This is a genomic window from Mitsuaria sp. 7 (assembly GCF_001653795.1).
In the GTDB taxonomy this organism is placed as follows: Bacteria; Pseudomonadota; Gammaproteobacteria; order Burkholderiales; family Burkholderiaceae_C; genus Roseateles.
Map to the genome: position 1 here is coordinate 4638647 of NZ_CP011514.1, position 15857 is coordinate 4654503.

Sequence of the window (15857 nt, forward strand, 5' to 3'; positions counted from 1 at the left end):
GGCCCGCGGGTCGACGGCTGGGGATGGGGAAATGGATGCGCGGTGGCGCGGTCAATGCGTCTTGGTGACCTTGGCCAGATGCCGCGGCTGGTCAGGGTTCAGGCCCCGCGCCTGTGCCAGCGCCTCGACCATCGGATAGAAGCTCTGCACCGCCGCGATCGGATCCAGGTCCTCGTTGCCGGTGCAGGTCAGCGGCAGCTCGGCGCCCGGCGTGCCTTCGGGCGCCGCCAGCAGCACGCGCGCGCCACGCCCGCGCATCTCCTCGGCCAGCGCCAGCAGACCCGCCTGCGCCGGACCGCGCGGCGCGAAGACCAGCAGCGGATAGCCCTCCTCCACCAGCGCCATCGGGCCGTGCTTCACTTCGGCGCCGGAGAAGGCCTCGGCCTGGATGCCGCAGGTCTCCTTGAACTTCAGCGCCGCTTCCAGCGCGATCGGCAGCGAGGTGCCGCGGCCGATGACGAACAGCTTGTCCGCGCCCTTGAGCACGTCCACCGCCACGTCCCAGCGCTGCTTCGCGGCCTGCTCCATCGCCTGCGGCAGGGTCTGCAGCGCGGCCGACAGATCCTCGTCGCCCTGCCACGCGGCAACGACGCGCGCACCCGCCACCAGCTGCGCGATGTAGCTCTTGGTCGCGGCCACGCTCTGCTCCACGCCGGCATGCAGGCGGAACACGTGTTCGGCGGCGGCCTCCAGCGGCGAGCCGTCGGCGTTCACGAACGCGACCGTGCGCGCGCCGTTGGCGCGGAAGTACTGCGTCGGGGAGACCAGGTCCGGACTCTGGCCCGATTGCGAGAACGCGAAGGACACCAGGCCCTGGCTCTCGATCTTGCTCTGGTAGAGCGTGATCAGCGACATCGGCAGCGAGGTCACCAGCCGGCCCAGTCGCGCCATCAGCAGATAGGCGAGGTAGTGGGACGCATGGTCCGAGCTGCCGCGCGCGATCGTCAGCAGCGAGGTCGGCGGCTGCTCGCGCAGCGCCTCGCCCAGCGAGGCGTAGGCGTTCTGATCGGCGGCCAGTTGGCGGGCCACCACCTGCGGCGCGCTCAGCGCCTCATCCAGCATTCGCGAGGTCAATTGCTTCTCCTTCAACGACCACGCACTGCAACTGCAAGCCACGGTCCATCACAACGAAATCCGCCCAGGCGCCCGGAGCCAGCCGGCCCCGATCGTCCAGACCCAAATAGTCGGCCGCGTTCGTCGAGACACGCTTGGACGCGTCCTCGATCGGCAGGCCGAGTTTCAACACCAGGTTGCGCAGCGCCTGGTCCATCGTCAGCGTCGATCCGGCCAGCGTGCCGTCGGGCAGGCGCACGCCGCCCAGGCACTTGGTGACGCGGTGGCGGCCGAGGCTGTACTCGCCGTCGGGCATGCCGGCCGCGGCCGTCGAATCGGTGACGCAGAACAGATGCGGGATGCTGCGCAGCGCGACGCGGATCGCGCCGGGGTGCACGTGCAGCAGGTCCGGGATGATCTCGGCGTACTGCGCATGCGCCAGCGCGGCGCCGACCATGCCGGGCTCGCGGTGGTGCAGGCCCGTCATCGCGTTGAACAGATGCGTGAAGCCGCCGGCGCCGCGACCGAGCGCGGCCACGCCGTCCTCGTAGGTGCCCAGCGAGTGGCCGATCTGCACCTGGAATCCGGCGACGCGCAACTGCGTGACCAGGTCGAGGTGGCCGGGCAACTCCGGCGCCAGCGTGATCAGTCGGATCGGCGCGATCGCGTGCAGCTCGCGGATCTCGGCGATCGACGCGGCCTTGGCGAAGTCCGGCTGCGCGCCGAGCTTGCCGGGATTGATGTACGGCCCTTCGAGGTGCACGCCCAGCACGCGCGCACCGCCTTCAGGACGCACGACGCAGAGCTCGGCCAGCCCGCGCATCGCCTGCCGGATTTCGTCCAGCGGTGCGGTCATCGTCGTCGCGAGCAGCGACGTCGTGCCGTGTTTCGCATGCAGCTTCGCGAGCTGCGCGGCGGCGTCGCCGCCTTCCATCGTGTCGCGGCCGGCGCCGCCGTGGACGTGGGTATCGATGAAGCCCGGGAGGACGATGGGCAGGTCCTGCGCGCCGTGGCGCACGTCGTACTCCGGCGCGGGCGTCCCGTCGATGCGGACGACGCGTCCCTTGTCATGTTCCAGCACACCGCGGATGAACCCGCTGGGTGTCAATATGAATCCGTCGATGTGCTGGGTCGTCATCCGTCTCGCCTCATCTCCGCGACGAAGTCGTAGTAGTCGCTGCGGCAGTAGGAATGGGTGAGCTCCACGGCCTGACCCTGGTCGAGGTAGCCCACGCGGGTGATGAACAGCACCGCCTGTCCGACCGGCACCTGCAGCAGGCCGGCCAGACGCGAGTCCGCATTGATGGCGCGGATGTGCTGCAGCGCGCGCACCGGCGCGCCGCCGTGGCGGGCCAGGTGCTCGTACAACGAGGACTCGACCTTCTGCGGATCGGGCAGCACGGCCTCGGGCAGGATCGAGAGTTCATAGGCCATGACCACGGCGTCCGCCAGGCGCAGGCGTTCCAGGCGCGCGACGCGTTGACCGGTCGTCAGGCCGAGCGAAAGCTGCTCGTCCGGCGCCGCCATGGCGAAGCCGCGCGTCAGCCAGCGGCTGCTGGGCTTGAAGCCGCGTTGATGGAGTTCTTCCGAGAAGCTGGTCAGGCGCGACAGCGGCTGTTCGAGCTTCGGGGCGATGTAGTTGCCCGAGCCGCGCTTGCGCACGATGAGGCCCTGCTCGACGAGGCGGTCGATCGCCTTGCGCGCGGTGACGCGCGAGAGGTCGAGGGACTCCGAGAGCACGCGTTCCGACGGCAGGGCTTCGTCGGCCTGGTACTGGCCTTCGCGGATCGCCTGCGCCAGCTTGTGGGCCAGCTGCATGTACAGCGGCGAGGCGGCGGCGGGATCGGGCTTGAACTGGAAGGGCAGCTTGGTGCTCATCGGGCTTCTCGTCTTCAACGGGGGTCGGAGAGAGCGCCGCGGACCAGCCGCAGCGCACCGTCGGCCGAGTCGCCTTGGGGCGACACGCAACGGGCCCGAATGTTGCCTGAGAAAAGCGCGGCGAGCCGTTGCGCCACGCTGCCCGCGAGCGACAGCGGCAACTGCCGCGTCGGATCGAGTGCGAGCGCGAGCTGCTCCAGTTCCGCGACCGCCTGCGCGACAAGCGCGGCGGCGGCCGGATCGGCCTCCGACTGCTCGAACACCAGCGGCGCCAATTGCGCATACGCGTGCTGACCGGCCTGGGCGACCCAAGCGTTGATCGCATCGCGGTCCTCATGGTTCTGGCAACCGGCGGCCGCCCACACGGCGCGAGCCAGCGGTCCGGCGTCGATGCGGCCGTCCATGGCCTTCTGCGCAAGGCGCATCGCCTGGATGCCGAGCCACGCGCCGCTGCCTTCATCGCCGCCTATCCAGCCCCAGCCGCTGACGCAGACCATCGAGCCGTCCGAGCGCAGCGCCTCGCCCACCGTGCCGGTGCCGGCGGCCACCACGCCGCCGGGCCGGCCCGCATGCGCGCCGATCACGGTGGTGGTGCCGTCGTTCACGAGCTCGATGTGGGCGTAGCCGGGCTGTTGGGCAATGAAGGCCTGCGCCTGCGCCGCCACACCAGCGCCCGAGAGACCGAGGCCGATGGCCGTCTCACCCAGCGGCAGTCGATCGATGTTCGCCTTGGCCGCGGCTTCCTGCACGGCCATCTGGATGTGGCGCCAGGCCTGGGCGATGCCCTGCCCCAGCGCCGACGGTCCCGCCCATCCCTGTCCGAGCAGCTGTCCATCGACATCGCTGAGCCGGACCCGCGTGCCGGTGCCGCCGCCATCCACTCCCACCAGGAAGCGGACGCCCGCGAAGCGGGGTTGCAGAGGAGCGGACCAGGCGTCCGCCAGGGGGTGGCTTGTCATGATTAATACCAGTTTAGTACCAAAAAACGCAGAGCGTCAATTGGTAGCGCACTGGACTTAACCCTGATGTCGAAGCCCCTTTCAGAGGGGTTGCGTGGTTATGACCACCAACGTACCAGTTATAGCTCCGCGAGGAATCAAGCGGGTGCCTGTTTTACCCCCTCTCCCGCTTGCGGGAGAGGGTTGGGGTGAGGGCCAGCGGCCGCGGCAGTACGGTCAATCCAAGGACCAACCGAGCTCAACGCCCTGCCCTTTGAGCCAGCTGCTTGCGGCGGAGAAATGCCCGCAGCCGATGAAGGGCACAGGACCCCGCGTGGCCGAGAGCGGCGAAGGATGGTTGGCCTGCAGCACGAGATGCCGATGGCCCGCGGCTTCGATCAACGGCGCCTTCGCCTGCGCATGGGCGCCCCACAGCAGATAGACCTTGGGGGTCGGGTCTTGCGCCGTAGCCGCGATCAGCGCGTCGGTGAGCGACTCCCAGCCCTTCTTCGCATGCGAGGCGGCGGCGCCGTCCTCGACGGTCAGGCTGGTGTTGAGCAGCAGCACGCCGCGCCGCGCCCATTGACCGAGGTGCCCCGACATCGCCGGCTGCTGCCCCAGGTCGCGCTGCAGTTCCTTGAAGATGTTGCGCAGCGAAGGCGGGAGCTTTTCGCCCACCGGCACGGAGAACGAGAGTCCCTCCGCCTGCCCCGGCCCGTGGTACGGGTCCTGGCCGACGATGACGACCTTGACCTTCGTCAGCGGCGTGAGACGCAACGCGCGCAGCGGATCGGGCGGATAGATCACCGCGCCTTCGGCGAGGCGCGTCTTCAGCAGCGCCTCGATGCGCTGGCCGTCGGCGCTCGCGCGCCAGGCGTCGATGAGGGGCTGCCAGCCATCACCGGCCGACCAGTCGAGGGACTTGAGCGTGGCAGTCATCAGCGCGAATCAGCGGAACAGCGCCGACAACGCCACGCCCGGATCGGGCGCGCGCATGAAGGCCTCGCCGACGAGGAAGGCGTTGACCTGCGCGTCGCGCATGCGCTGCACGTCGACGGGGCCGAGGATGCCGGACTCGGTCACCAGCAGCCGGTCCGCCGGTACGTGCTTCAGCAGCCCGAGCGTCGTGTCCAGCGTGACCTCGAAGGTCTTCAGGTTGCGGTTGTTGATGCCGACCATCGGTGTCTTCAAGCGCAGCGCGCGCTCGAGTTCCGCGCCGTCGTGCACTTCGACCAGCACATCCAGGCCGAGGCCCAGCGCGCAGTCTTCGAGCTCAGCCATCAGGCCGTCGTCCAGGCTCGCCGCGATCAGCAGGATGCAGTCGGCGCCCATCACGCGCGCTTCGTAGACCTGGTACGGATCGATCATGAAGTCCTTGCGCAGCACCGGCAGCGCGCAGGCCGCGCGGGCCTGCTTCAGGAACTCGACGGAACCCTGGAAATGCGGCGCATCGGTCAGCACGCTCAGGCAGGCCGCGCCGTGCTGCTCGTAGCTGCGGGCGATGTCGGCGGGACGGAAGTCCTCGCGCAGCACGCCCTTGCTCGGGCTGGCCTTCTTCACTTCGGCGATGACGCCGCTGCGGCCCTCGGCGATCTTGGCGCGCAGCGCGCTCACGAAACCGCGCGTCGGTTCGGCGCGCGATTCGGCTTCGGCACGCAGCGCGGCCAGCGGCACGCGAGCCGATGCGGCGGCGACTTCCTCGCGCTTGACGGCGTTGATGCGATCCAGGATGTCAGACATACGACTCTCTCGATTCCAAGCTGCTTCAGGCGTGCGCGGCGGCCTGCGCCTGCGTCTCGGCCACGAACTGGTCCAGCTTCGCGCGGGCGGCGCCGGACTCGATCGCGACGCGCGCCTTCACGATGCCGTCAGCGATCGACTCGACCACGTTGGCCGCGTACAGCGTCGCGCCCGCATTCAGCAGCACGATGTCGCGCGCCGCGCCGGGCTCGTTGCCCAGCACGCCCAGCAGCACCTGACGGCTCTCCTCCGGACCGCTGACCCGCAGGTTGCGGCTCGCGACCATAGCCATGCCGAAGTCCTCGGGATGGACCTCGTACTCGCGGATCTCGCCGTTCTTCAGCTCGCCGACCAGGGTCGCCGCGCCCAGCGAGATCTCATCCATGTTGTCCTTGCCGTACACGACCACGGCGTGCTGCGCGCCCAGGCGCTGCATCACGCGGACCTGGATGCCGACGAGGTCCGGATGGAACACGCCCATCAGGATGTTGGGCGCGTCGGCCGGATTGGTCAGCGGCCCCAGGATGTTGAAGATCGTGCGCACGCCCAGCTCCTTGCGGACGGGCGCGATGTTCTTCATCGCCGGGTGGTGGTTGGGCGCGAACATGAACCCGATGCCGGTCTTGCGGACGCACTCGGCCACGGCCTGCGGCGGCAGCGACAGCGTGACGCCGAGCGCCTCCAGCACGTCGGCGCTGCCGGTCTTGGACGACACGCTGCGGTTGCCGTGCTTGGCGACCTGCGCGCCCGCCGCGGCCGCGACGAACATCGAGCAGGTCGAGATGTTGAAGGTGTGCGCGCCGTCGCCGCCGGTACCGACCACGTCGACCAGATGCGGGCCTGCCTCGATCGGCACCTTGACGGAGAACTCGCGCATCACCTGCGCGGCGGCGGTGATCTCGCCGATGGTCTCCTTCTTGACGCGCAGGCCGATCAGGATCGCCGCGGCGGTCACCGGCGAGATGTCGCCGCTCATGATGCGGCGCATCAGCGACAGCATCTCGTCGTGGAAGATCTCGCGGTGCTCGATGACGCGGGTCAGAGCCTCGTTGTCGGTGATGGGCATGGCGATCTCCCGCTCAGGCGTTGAAGAACCGGCGCGTCGCCGCGACCGCGCGGTCGACGCCCTCGGCGTCCACATCGAGGTGGGTCACGAAGCGCAGCTTGTACAGGCCGGTCGTGAGCACGCCTTCGGACTTCAGATGCTCGACCAGCTTCGCCGCAATGCCCTTGTCGACGTCGCAGAAGACGATGTTGGTCTGCGGTGCTTCGACGGTCAGCCCCGGCAGGCCTTGCAGTCCTTCAGCGAGGCGCTTCGCCAGCGCATGGTCCTCGACCAGGCGCTTCACCTGGTGGTCGAGCGCGTAGTGCGCCGCCGCCGCGAGCAGCCCGGCCTGGCGCATGCCGCCGCCCAGCATCTTGCGCCAGCGGTGCGCGCTCTTGATGAGCTCGCGCGAGCCGCACAGCACCGAGCCGACCGGCGCGCCCAGGCCCTTGGAGAAGCAGACCGACACGCTGTCGAAGTGCGAGCAGATGCGCTTCGCGGCGTCGTACGGATCGCTGCCGTCCTGCGCGGCGACCGCGACCGCCGCGTTGAACATCCGGGCGCCGTCGAGGTGGTGCGACAGGCCGTGCCGCTTCGCCAGGTCGGCGGCGGCGGCGAGGTAGTCCATCGGCAGCACCTTGCCACCGACCGTGTTCTCGAGCGCCAGCAGCCGCGTGCGCGCGAAGTGCGCGTCGTCGGGCTTGATGTTGGCTTCGATGTCGGCCAGCGGCAGCGAGCCGTCCGGCGCGTGGTTCAGCGGCTGCGGCTGGATCGAGCCCAGCACCGCGGCGCCGCCGCCTTCCCAGCGGTAGGTGTGGGCGTACTGGCCGACGATGTATTCATCGCCGCGCTGGCAATGCGCCATCAGCGCGCACAGGTTGCTCTGCGTGCCCGTGGGCATGAACAGCGCGGCCTCGAAGCCGAGCCGCTCCGCCAGCGCCGCCTGCAGCGCGTTGACGCTCGGGTCGTCGCCGAAGACGTCGTCGCCCAGCGCCGCGGACGCCATGGCCGCGCGCATGCCCGCGGTCGGCTGGGTGACGGTATCGCTGCGCAGATCGACGATCGCGCCGATGTTGCCGCCGCTCTGACCTGCTGCCTTGCTGCCTTCGTTCATCGTGCCAACTCCAGGAAGTTCTTGAGCATCGCGTGACCGTGCTCCGAGAGGATGGATTCGGGATGGAACTGGACGCCTTCCAGCGGCGTCGCCGTGCCGGCGAGCGCGCGGTGACGCACGCCCATGATCTCGCCGTCCTCGCTGCGGGCGCTGATCTCCAGCTCTTTCGGGATCGTCGATTCCTCGATCGCGAGCGAGTGGTAGCGGATCACGTCGAAGCGCCCGGGCAGACCGCTGAAGACGCCTTGGTTGTCGGTCGTGATCGTCGAGGACTTGCCGTGCATCTGCACCTTGGCGCGAATGATGTTGCCGCCCAGCGCGGCGCCGATGCTCTGGTGCCCAAGGCACACGCCGAGGATCGGCAACTTGCCGATGAAGCGCTGGATCGCCGGCACGCAGACGCCCGCTTCCTTGGGCGTGCACGGACCGGGCGAGAGCACCAGCTGCGTCGGGTTGAGCGCGGCGATCTCGTCCAGCGTGATCTGGTCGTTGCGGACCGTCTTCACCTCGGCGCCGAGCTCGGCGAAGTACTGCACCAGGTTGAAGGTGAAGCTGTCGTAGTTGTCGATCATCAGCAGCATGTTCTTGCTCCTTCGTTCACTTCAGCTTCAGAAGCCTTCTTCGACCAGTTCCGCGGCGCGCAGCAGCGCGCGCGCCTTGGCCTCGGTCTCCTTCCATTCGAGCTCGGGGACCGAGTCCGCCACGATGCCCGCGGCCGCCTGCACGTACAGCACCTGGTCCATGACGATGCCGGTGCGGATCGCGATGGCCAGGTCCATGTCGCCGCCGAAGCTCAGGTAGCCGCAGGCGCCGCCGTAGATGCCGCGCTTGACGGGTTCGAGCTCGTCGATGATCTCCATCGCGCGGATCTTGGGCGCGCCCGACAGCGTGCCCGCCGGGAAGCTCGCGCGGAACACGTCCATGTTGCCGACGCCAGGTTTCAGGATCCCCTCGACGTTGCTGACGATGTGCATCACGTGCGAGTAGCGTTCCACCGCGAAGGCGTCCGTCACCTTCACGCTGCCGGTCTGCGCGATGCGGCCGATGTCGTTGCGGGCCAGGTCGATCAGCATCAGGTGCTCGGCGCGTTCCTTCGGATCGGCCTTGAGCTCGACCTCCAGCGCCTGGTCCTGCTCCGGGGTGCCGCCGCGGGGACGCGTGCCGGCCAGCGGTCGGATCGTGACCTTGCGGCCGTCGGGCGTCTGCTCCTGGCGCACCAGGATCTCCGGCGAGGCGCCCACGATCTGGAAGTCCCCCATGTCGTAGAAGTACATGTAGGGGCTGGGATTCAGCGAGCGCAGCGCACGGTAGAGGCTCAGCGGCGACTCCGTGTAGCGCTTCTTCAGCCGCTGGCCGAAGACGATCTGCATGCAGTCGCCGGCCGCGATGTAGGCCTTGGCCTTGTCGACGGAAGCGAGGAAGTCGGCCTTCGCGAACTCCCGTTCGACCGGATGCGCCTGCGCCCGCGCGACGCGCGGCGCGGCGACCGAGTAACCCAGCTTGTCCTTCAGTTCGGTGAGGCGCTTCTTCGCCTTGAAGTAGGCCTCGGACTGGCCCGGGTCGGCGTAGACGATCAGGTAGAGCTTGCCCGACAGGTTGTCGATGACGGCGAGCTCCTCGCACTGCAGCAGCATCACGTCCGGCGTCGGCAGGCCGCCGTCGGGCGTGGACTCGGCCAGGCGCGGCTCGATGTAGCGGACGGCGTCGTAGCCGAAGTAGCCGGCGAGTCCGCCGCAGAAGCGCGGCATTCCGGGACGGAGCGCGACCTTGAAGCGCTGCTGGTAGGCCTCGATGAAGGCGAGCGGGTCGCCCTCGTGCGTCTCGATGACGGCGCCGTCGCGGATCACGCGGGTGACGGGGCCTTCGCTCTTCAGCACGGTGCGCGCGGGCAGGCCGATGAAGGAGTAGCGGCCGAAGCGTTCACCGCCGACCACCGACTCCAGCAGGAAGCTGTGGCGGCCCGGGCCGTTGCCGGCGCAGAGCTTCAGGTAGAGCGAGAGCGGGGTCTCGAGATCCGCGAAGGCCTCGCTGATCAGCGGGATGCGGTTGTAGCCGTCGGCGGCCAGGCTTTGGAATTCCAGTTCGGTGATCACGTCGTCAAACCTCTTGGCGGATGCGGCGTGTCGTCAGTGACGCAGGGCATCACGACGCGCGCGCAAGCGGTAACTCAGGTCGCCTGTTGGACCTGCCCCGTACGGTAGGGTGCAGAGGATGTGTGACGGTTCCCGCGTCCGGGGGATAGGGGTGGACGGCGGGTGGCAAGCATCAGGCGGCTTCAGGTGAAGTCGGACCAGGATCGCCAGGGCCAGGCTCCCCGGTCGTTCGACCCCTTGATGTGCTTGCGCGTGATAAACATGGTGTTGATCAGTGTAGCAGGCGACGTGGGCAGGAGGATTCCCGGAGGCCCGGCTTCGCATGGCTGTCGGATACTTCGCATCAGAGTCGACCGTGGAGTCGGCCGATCCTTCCGGAGGGAATGGAGACACATGTCCAAGCGCAAAGTCCTGATGGCCGCGGGCGTGCTCGCCGCCGCGATGCTGACGCCGATCGCCGCGTCGGCCCAATCGTCGCCTCCGGCGGCTTCCGCGGCCGCTGCGGCCGCCACCACGGCGCCGATCGAGCTGGCCGGCGTCAAGTACGACGGCACCGCCGAGGTGGCGGGCCAGAAGCTGCAGCTCAACGGGGCGGGGATCCGCTACAAGGCGATCTTCAAGGTCTACACGGCCGGCCTGTACATGAACGCCAAGGCCACCACGCCCGAGGCGGTGCTGGCCAACACCGGCCCGAAGCGCATGCACATCCAGATGCTGCGCGACATCGACGGCGAGGAGCTGGGCAAGCTCTTCACCAAGGGCATGGAGCAGAACGCGACGCGCGAGGAATTCGGGCGTTCGATCGTCGGCGTGCTGCGCATGTCGGAGATCTTCGTGCAGAAGAAGAAGCTCAAGACGGGCGAGAGCTTCGGCGTGGACTACATCCCCGGGACGGGCACGGTGGTCTTCGTCAACGGCCAGTTGATCCCCGGCGAGCCGATCAAGGGCGAGGACTTTTTCAACGTGCTGCTGAAGATCTGGCTGGGCAAATCGCCGGCTGACAGCGACCTGAAGGTGGCCTTGCTGGGCGGCGGCAAGGCGGCGCCGGTGACCAGCAACCGCAACGCGGCGGGCAGCAGCCGCTGAAGCCCCCAGGGCCGCCGGAGCCGGCACCCGACGATGCGCCGTTCCGCGTGATGCGGACGGCGCATCGTCGTTTTCAGCCCAGCAGTTCGTCGAGCCGGTCGATGTAGCGCTCCGCGGGCACCTCGCGGATGGGCTGTCCGTGGTTGTAGCCGTAGCTGACCAGCGCGATCGGGCAGCCGGCGGCATGCGCGGCGCGCGCGTCGTTGCTGGAGTCGCCGATCATCCAGGTCGTCGCCGGCGTTGAGCCCAGCGCCTCGCAGGTCTTGAGCAACGGCATCGGATCGGGCTTCTTGCGCTCGAAGTCGTCGCCGCCGAAGACACGGTCGAAGTAGCGGTCCAAACCCTTGCGCTTGAGCAGCTCACGCGCGAACGCGGCGGGCTTGTTGGTCAGGCAGGCCATCGGCAGGCCGAGCGCCTTCAGCGCATCCAGTCCTTCGATCACGCCAGGGAAAACGTCGGCGTGTTCGCCGTTGAGCACTTCATAGTGGCGCTGGTAGAGCGCCCAGGCCTGCTCGTAGTGCTGCTGGGGAGCGCCGACTTCGGCGAGCACGCTGCGGATCAGGTGCTCGCTGCCCTGACCGATCGTGTGCTCGACGAAATCGCGCTGCACGGAAGGCAGCGACATGTCGGCCATCACGCGGTTCAGCACCGCAACGAAGTCGCCCAAGGTGTCGACGAGCGTGCCGTCGAGGTCGAGCATGAAGGCGGTGGGAGTCGGATGGAGCAAAGGCATGCCGTCATCCTAGCCGCGCCTCAGGCCTTCTTCGTCGAAGGCACCTCGCCCTGCGCTTGCACCTCGGCCGCGACCTCCGCCACCAGCGCCCTCAACCAACGGTGCGCCGGATCGTCCCGGTATCTGACGTGCCACGCGATCTCCACCGGGAAGGTTCCCAGGTCCACCGGCGACGGCAGCACCTTCAGCCGCTTGTCCGACGCCAGCTTCCGGCAGATCTGCGCCGGCAGCGTCGCGCAGTAGTCGGTCACCGCGACCACTTCCGGCACCGCCAGGAAGTGCGTCACCGACACCGCGACCTCGCGCTTCAGTCCCTGCTTCTCCAGCGCCTGGAACAGGCCCACGCGCAGACGACCCGGCGGCAGCACGTTCACGTGCTTGAGCTGCTCGTACTGCTTGCGCGTCATCTTCCGGTCCACCGTCGGATGCCCGCGTCGCACGATGCAGGCGAGCCCGTCCTCCATCACGTGCTGCACGACGAGGTTGTCCGGCGGTTCGACCACCCGCCCCAGCACCATCGCCGTCGAGCCCGAGATCACGCCCGTCTCCGCCAGATCGGTACCGAACGGCGTGAGCCGCACCGCCATGTTCGGCGCCAGCTCCCGCAGCCGCGCGACGATGGCCGGCACCAGCACCAGCTCGACATAGCTGTTGGGCGCCAGCGTCACCAGCTGCGTCGACTTCGCCGGATCGAAGTCCCGCTGGCCGAGGATCGCCCCGTCCAGGCTGGCCAGCGCGGCGGCAATGATGGGCGCGAGTTCCTCCGCCTTCTGCGTGGGCTGCATGCCGTAGCGCTCGCGGATGAAGAGCGGATCCATCAGCATCGCCCGCAGCCGCGTCAACGCGTTGGACAGCGCCGGCTGCGTGATGCCCAGCCGCTGCGCCGCGCGGGTCACGCTGCGCTCCTCCATCACCGCCAGGAAGACCGGCAGCAGGTTCAGGTCGTATCGCATCCAGCCATGTTGCCCCATGCATATCTGTTGTTCAACGGATAAATCGGATGAATGCAACGGCAATGGAAACGGAAACGACAAGGGCCCGACGATCTTCCGATCGCCGGGCCCTGCGTCATCGAGCAACGATTACGAGAAGACGCCGACCGCGGTGACGAGCACCTGCGACTGCTGCTCCAGCGACTCCGCCGCGGCGGATGCCTGCTCCACCAGCGCCGCGTTCTGCTGCGTCGCCTGGTCCATCTGCGCGATGGCCTGGTTGATCTGCTCGATGCCCGCGGTCTGCTCCTGGCTGGCGCTGGAGATCTCGCCCACGATGTCGGTGACCCGCTTCACGCTGCCGACGATCTGCGACATCGTCGCGCCCGCCTGGCTCACCAGCGCACCGCCGGCCTCGACCTTCTGCACCGAGTCGCCGATCAGCGCCTTGATCTCCTTGGCCGCCGTCGCGCTGCGCTGCGCCAGCGTGCGCACTTCCGACGCCACCACCGCGAAGCCGCGGCCCTGCTCGCCCGCACGGGCCGCCTCCACCGCCGCGTTCAGCGCCAGGATGTTGGTCTGGAACGCGATCCCGTCGATCGTGCCGATAATGTCCACGATCTTGTTGGACGAGCTGCTGATCGACGCCATCGTCGCCACCACCTCGTCGACGACCTTGCCGCCCTGCACCGCGATCTCGGACGCGGACATCGCCAGCTGGTTGGCCTGACGCGCGTTGTCGGCGCTCTGCTTGACCGTAGCGGTCAGCTCTTCCATCGAGGCCGCCGTCTCTTCCAGCGCGCTCGCCTGGGACTCGGTGCGCGACGACAGGTCGCGGTTGCCGGCGGCGATCTCGCCGGCAGCGGTCGCGATCGTGTCGGTGGAACCGCGGATCTGGCCGACGGTCGTCGACAGGCTGCGCTGCATGCGGTCCATCGCGGAGAGCAGGCTGTCCGCATGCGCGTCGCGCAGGTCCACCGCCACGTTCAGGTCGCCCGCGCCGATGCGGTGGACGATGTCCGAGGCATAGGCCGGCTCACCGCCCAGCTGCCGGTAGATGCTGCCCGCCAGGCGCCAGCCCAGCACGCCCACCACCGCCATCAGCGCCACGCCGATGGACAGCAGCATCGTGGCGCTGCGCCAGAAGGCGTTGTCGATGTCGTCGATGTAGTCGCCGAAGCCGATGATCCAGTCCCACGGCTCGAAGCGGACCACCGCGTAGAGCTTCTCGACCTCGTCCTTCGTGTTGGGCCGCGTGCCCAGCGCGATCACGGTGCCGATCTTCTTGCCCTCGAGCGCGGTGCGATAACGCACGCCGGCCTCCTTGCCGCCCTTGGCGTCGACGATGCCGACGCGCTTCGGGTTCGGGTGCACGAGGTTGACGTCGTCGCTGTAGCCGCGGACGAAGAAGTACAGCTCGTCCTTGCGGAAGCTGCCGATGATCAGCTTGCCCTGCTTCTGCGCTTCCTCGCGGGTGATCTTGCCCGCGGTCTCCTGCTCATGCAGCTTCTCCAGCGCGGACTGCGCCAGCACCACCAGCGTCGAGAGCTGCGCGGTGCGCTCCTTCATCATCGTCTGGCGCAGCGTCGTCAAGGACACCGCCGCCAGGACCACCATGCCGATCAGCGCGGCAAGACACAGGAAGAGGATTCGGGTTCGGAGTTTCATGGGCGTGTGGAAGGCTGGCAGGCCGCGCACGGCGGACGGGATGGCCCGAACGGGCCAATCCGGGTTTATCGGCCAGATCCCCACTGGGATGAACCCTGGCGAGCGCTAACGCACGGCGTTATCCGTCACAACCGCACGGATCGGGGTACGGAGCGTGAAACCGATTTCGGTCTTCCCATCAACCGAGTCGACGAAGGTCTCGCCCCCGTGCATGCGGGCGACCGCGCGCACGATGGCCAGTCCGAGGCCGAACCGGTCCCCCGCCTTGGAGCGCGAGGACTCGCCGCGCCAGAAGCGGTCGAACATCCGTCGGCGGACCTCTTCGGGGATCGGATCGCCGGGGTTGATCACGACGATCCTTGCGCCTTCGACACCATTGGCGCTCTCGCCATTGCCGCCGTCGCGCAAGCCCTGACCCTTCGTCACCGACTCGATGCACACCGTGAGCGTCGCCCCTTCCGGCGCATGCCGCGACGCGTTGGTCAGCAGGTTCACCAGCGCGCGGCGCAGCAGCGCGCGGTTGGCGGGCAGCCGGTGCTCGCCGTCCACGAAGAGACGCTGATGTTTCTCGTCGAGCAGGATCTCGACGAATTCGCCCACGCCGTGCGCCTCATCCCGCAACGACAGCTCGACGAGGTCGGCCGCCGCGTCGCCCTGGTCGGCGCGCGCGAGGAACAGCATGTCGTTGATCATCGACGCCATGCCGCGCAGCTCCTCGAGGTGGGACTCCAGCACGTCGCGCATCTCGGCCTCCGGCCGGTCCCGCGACAGCACCACCTCCGCGCCGTTGATCATGATCGCCAGCGGCGTGCGCAGCTCGTGGGCCACGTTCGCGTTGAAGCCCTCGAGCTGTGTCCAGGCTTCCTCCATCCGCGACAGCACCTCGTTGAAGCGCTGCGCGAGCGGCATCAGCTCGGCGCTGTCCTCCGGCAACGTGAGCCGGCGCGACAACGCGCCGGGCTGGATCACCGCCGCCTCGCGCGACAGCGCCGACAACGCGCGCAATCCGCGCCGCGTGGCGAGCCACGCCAGCGCGATCGTGCAGAGCACGCCGGCCACGCCGACCAGCAGTCCCGCGTCGTCGTAGGTCGCCAGCATCTGCTGACGCGGCCTGGGATCCATGCCGATCAGCACCTGCGCGTCGGGGAACACCGCGTGATCGGGCAGCAGGAAATGCGCGCCGCGCAACTCGACGCCGTCCTGCCGCCGCAGCCAGACCTTGTCGCCGTCGCGCTGCACCGTCGGCGGCAGCGGCTCCGCACCGTACAGCAGCGCGCCATCGCGGCCGACCAGCCACACGTTCCAGCGGAAGCGCCCGCCGATGCTCGTCGCCGAGAGATGACGACGCAGCATCGGCAGATCGTCCATCGAGTGCGCCTCGCCGATGAAGTGCTTCACGACCTCCGTCTTGCCGAGCAGGTCGGCACGCTCATCGGCGACCAGCACCTGCTCCAGCGCCTTGTGCAGCAGCAGGCCGGCGGCGGAGAACACCACCACCGCCACCAGCGCCAGCATCAGCACCAGCCGTGCGGAGATCGAGCCGAGACGCCCCGCGCTCACCGGCGTTCCTCCGTCGA

15 protein-coding genes are annotated in these 15857 nt (G+C 68.7%); 1 reads left to right on the top strand and 14 read right to left on the bottom strand.

The genetic code is table 11. From position 1 onward, the window contains the following. Positions 1 to 51 precede the first annotated feature (51 nt). The 10 genes from ABE85_RS20400 to trpE form a co-directional block, all read right to left on the bottom strand. Positions 52 to 1062: an SIS domain-containing protein gene (locus tag ABE85_RS20400; protein WP_067278920.1), complete on the bottom strand. Its 1011-nt coding sequence runs from the start codon at positions 1060 to 1062 to the stop codon at positions 52 to 54. Further along, positions 1052 to 2191: an N-acetylglucosamine-6-phosphate deacetylase gene (nagA, locus tag ABE85_RS20405; RefSeq protein ID WP_067278923.1), complete on the bottom strand. Its 1140-nt coding sequence runs from the start codon at positions 2189 to 2191 to the stop codon at positions 1052 to 1054. Before nagA ends, ABE85_RS20400 begins: the two co-directional genes overlap by 11 nt. After that, complete coding sequence (locus ABE85_RS20410; protein WP_067278925.1) at positions 2188 to 2931, bottom strand: GntR family transcriptional regulator; 744 nt, start codon at positions 2929 to 2931, stop codon at positions 2188 to 2190. The genes nagA and ABE85_RS20410 overlap by 4 nt, the downstream gene beginning before the upstream one ends. A gap of 14 nt (positions 2932 to 2945) precedes the next feature. Then, positions 2946 to 3890 carry a BadF/BadG/BcrA/BcrD ATPase family protein gene (locus tag ABE85_RS20415; protein ID WP_067278928.1) on the bottom strand — a complete coding sequence of 315 codons (945 nt, stop codon included), beginning with the start codon at positions 3888 to 3890 and terminating at the stop codon, positions 2946 to 2948. Positions 3891 to 4106: 216 nt separating this feature from the next. Then, the gene (locus ABE85_RS20420) at positions 4107 to 4808 is read right to left on the bottom strand and encodes a uracil-DNA glycosylase (protein WP_067278932.1); all 702 of its coding nucleotides are present in this window, start codon (positions 4806 to 4808) and stop codon (positions 4107 to 4109) included. Between the two features lie 9 nt (positions 4809 to 4817). Further along, positions 4818 to 5609, bottom strand: coding sequence for an indole-3-glycerol phosphate synthase TrpC (gene trpC, locus ABE85_RS20425; protein ID WP_067278935.1), 792 nt, complete (start codon positions 5607 to 5609; stop codon positions 4818 to 4820). A 25-nt stretch (positions 5610 to 5634) separates the two neighbouring features. Continuing rightward, positions 5635 to 6675 carry an anthranilate phosphoribosyltransferase gene (gene trpD, locus ABE85_RS20430; RefSeq protein ID WP_082938794.1) on the bottom strand — a complete coding sequence of 347 codons (1041 nt, stop codon included), beginning with the start codon at positions 6673 to 6675 and terminating at the stop codon, positions 5635 to 5637. Between the two features lie 13 nt (positions 6676 to 6688). Continuing rightward, positions 6689 to 7768, bottom strand: coding sequence for a low-specificity L-threonine aldolase (gene ltaE / locus ABE85_RS20435; protein WP_067278944.1), 1080 nt, complete (start codon positions 7766 to 7768; stop codon positions 6689 to 6691). Further along, the gene (locus ABE85_RS20440; RefSeq protein WP_067278947.1) at positions 7765 to 8349 is read right to left on the bottom strand and encodes an aminodeoxychorismate/anthranilate synthase component II; all 585 of its coding nucleotides are present in this window, start codon (positions 8347 to 8349) and stop codon (positions 7765 to 7767) included. The genes ltaE and ABE85_RS20440 overlap by 4 nt, the downstream gene beginning before the upstream one ends. A 27-nt stretch (positions 8350 to 8376) precedes the next feature. Then, positions 8377 to 9861: an anthranilate synthase component I gene (gene trpE / locus ABE85_RS20445; RefSeq protein ID WP_067278948.1), complete on the bottom strand. Its 1485-nt coding sequence runs from the start codon at positions 9859 to 9861 to the stop codon at positions 8377 to 8379. A gap of 393 nt (positions 9862 to 10254) precedes the next feature. Between trpE and ABE85_RS20450 the strand changes: the two genes are divergently transcribed. Further along, positions 10255 to 10947, top strand: a complete 693-nt coding sequence (locus ABE85_RS20450; RefSeq protein WP_231993143.1) for a chalcone isomerase family protein — start codon at positions 10255 to 10257, stop codon at positions 10945 to 10947. 73 nt (positions 10948 to 11020) lie between these two features. Here the strand turns inward: ABE85_RS20450 and gph are convergent, their stop codons facing one another. The 4 genes from gph to ABE85_RS20470 form a co-directional block, all read right to left on the bottom strand. Then, positions 11021 to 11680 carry a phosphoglycolate phosphatase gene (gene gph, locus ABE85_RS20455; protein ID WP_067278950.1) on the bottom strand — a complete coding sequence of 220 codons (660 nt, stop codon included), beginning with the start codon at positions 11678 to 11680 and terminating at the stop codon, positions 11021 to 11023. Between the two features lie 20 nt (positions 11681 to 11700). Further along, the gene (locus ABE85_RS20460) at positions 11701 to 12633 is read right to left on the bottom strand and encodes a LysR family transcriptional regulator (protein WP_067278953.1); all 933 of its coding nucleotides are present in this window, start codon (positions 12631 to 12633) and stop codon (positions 11701 to 11703) included. Positions 12634 to 12762: 129 nt separating this feature from the next. Beyond that, complete coding sequence (locus ABE85_RS20465; RefSeq protein WP_067283221.1) at positions 12763 to 14280, bottom strand: methyl-accepting chemotaxis protein; 1518 nt, start codon at positions 14278 to 14280, stop codon at positions 12763 to 12765. A 105-nt stretch (positions 14281 to 14385) separates the two neighbouring features. After that, entirely contained in the window at positions 14386 to 15840 is a 1455-nt protein-coding gene (locus ABE85_RS20470; protein WP_082938795.1) for a heavy metal sensor histidine kinase, read from the bottom strand. Between the last annotated feature and the right edge of the window lie 17 nt (positions 15841 to 15857).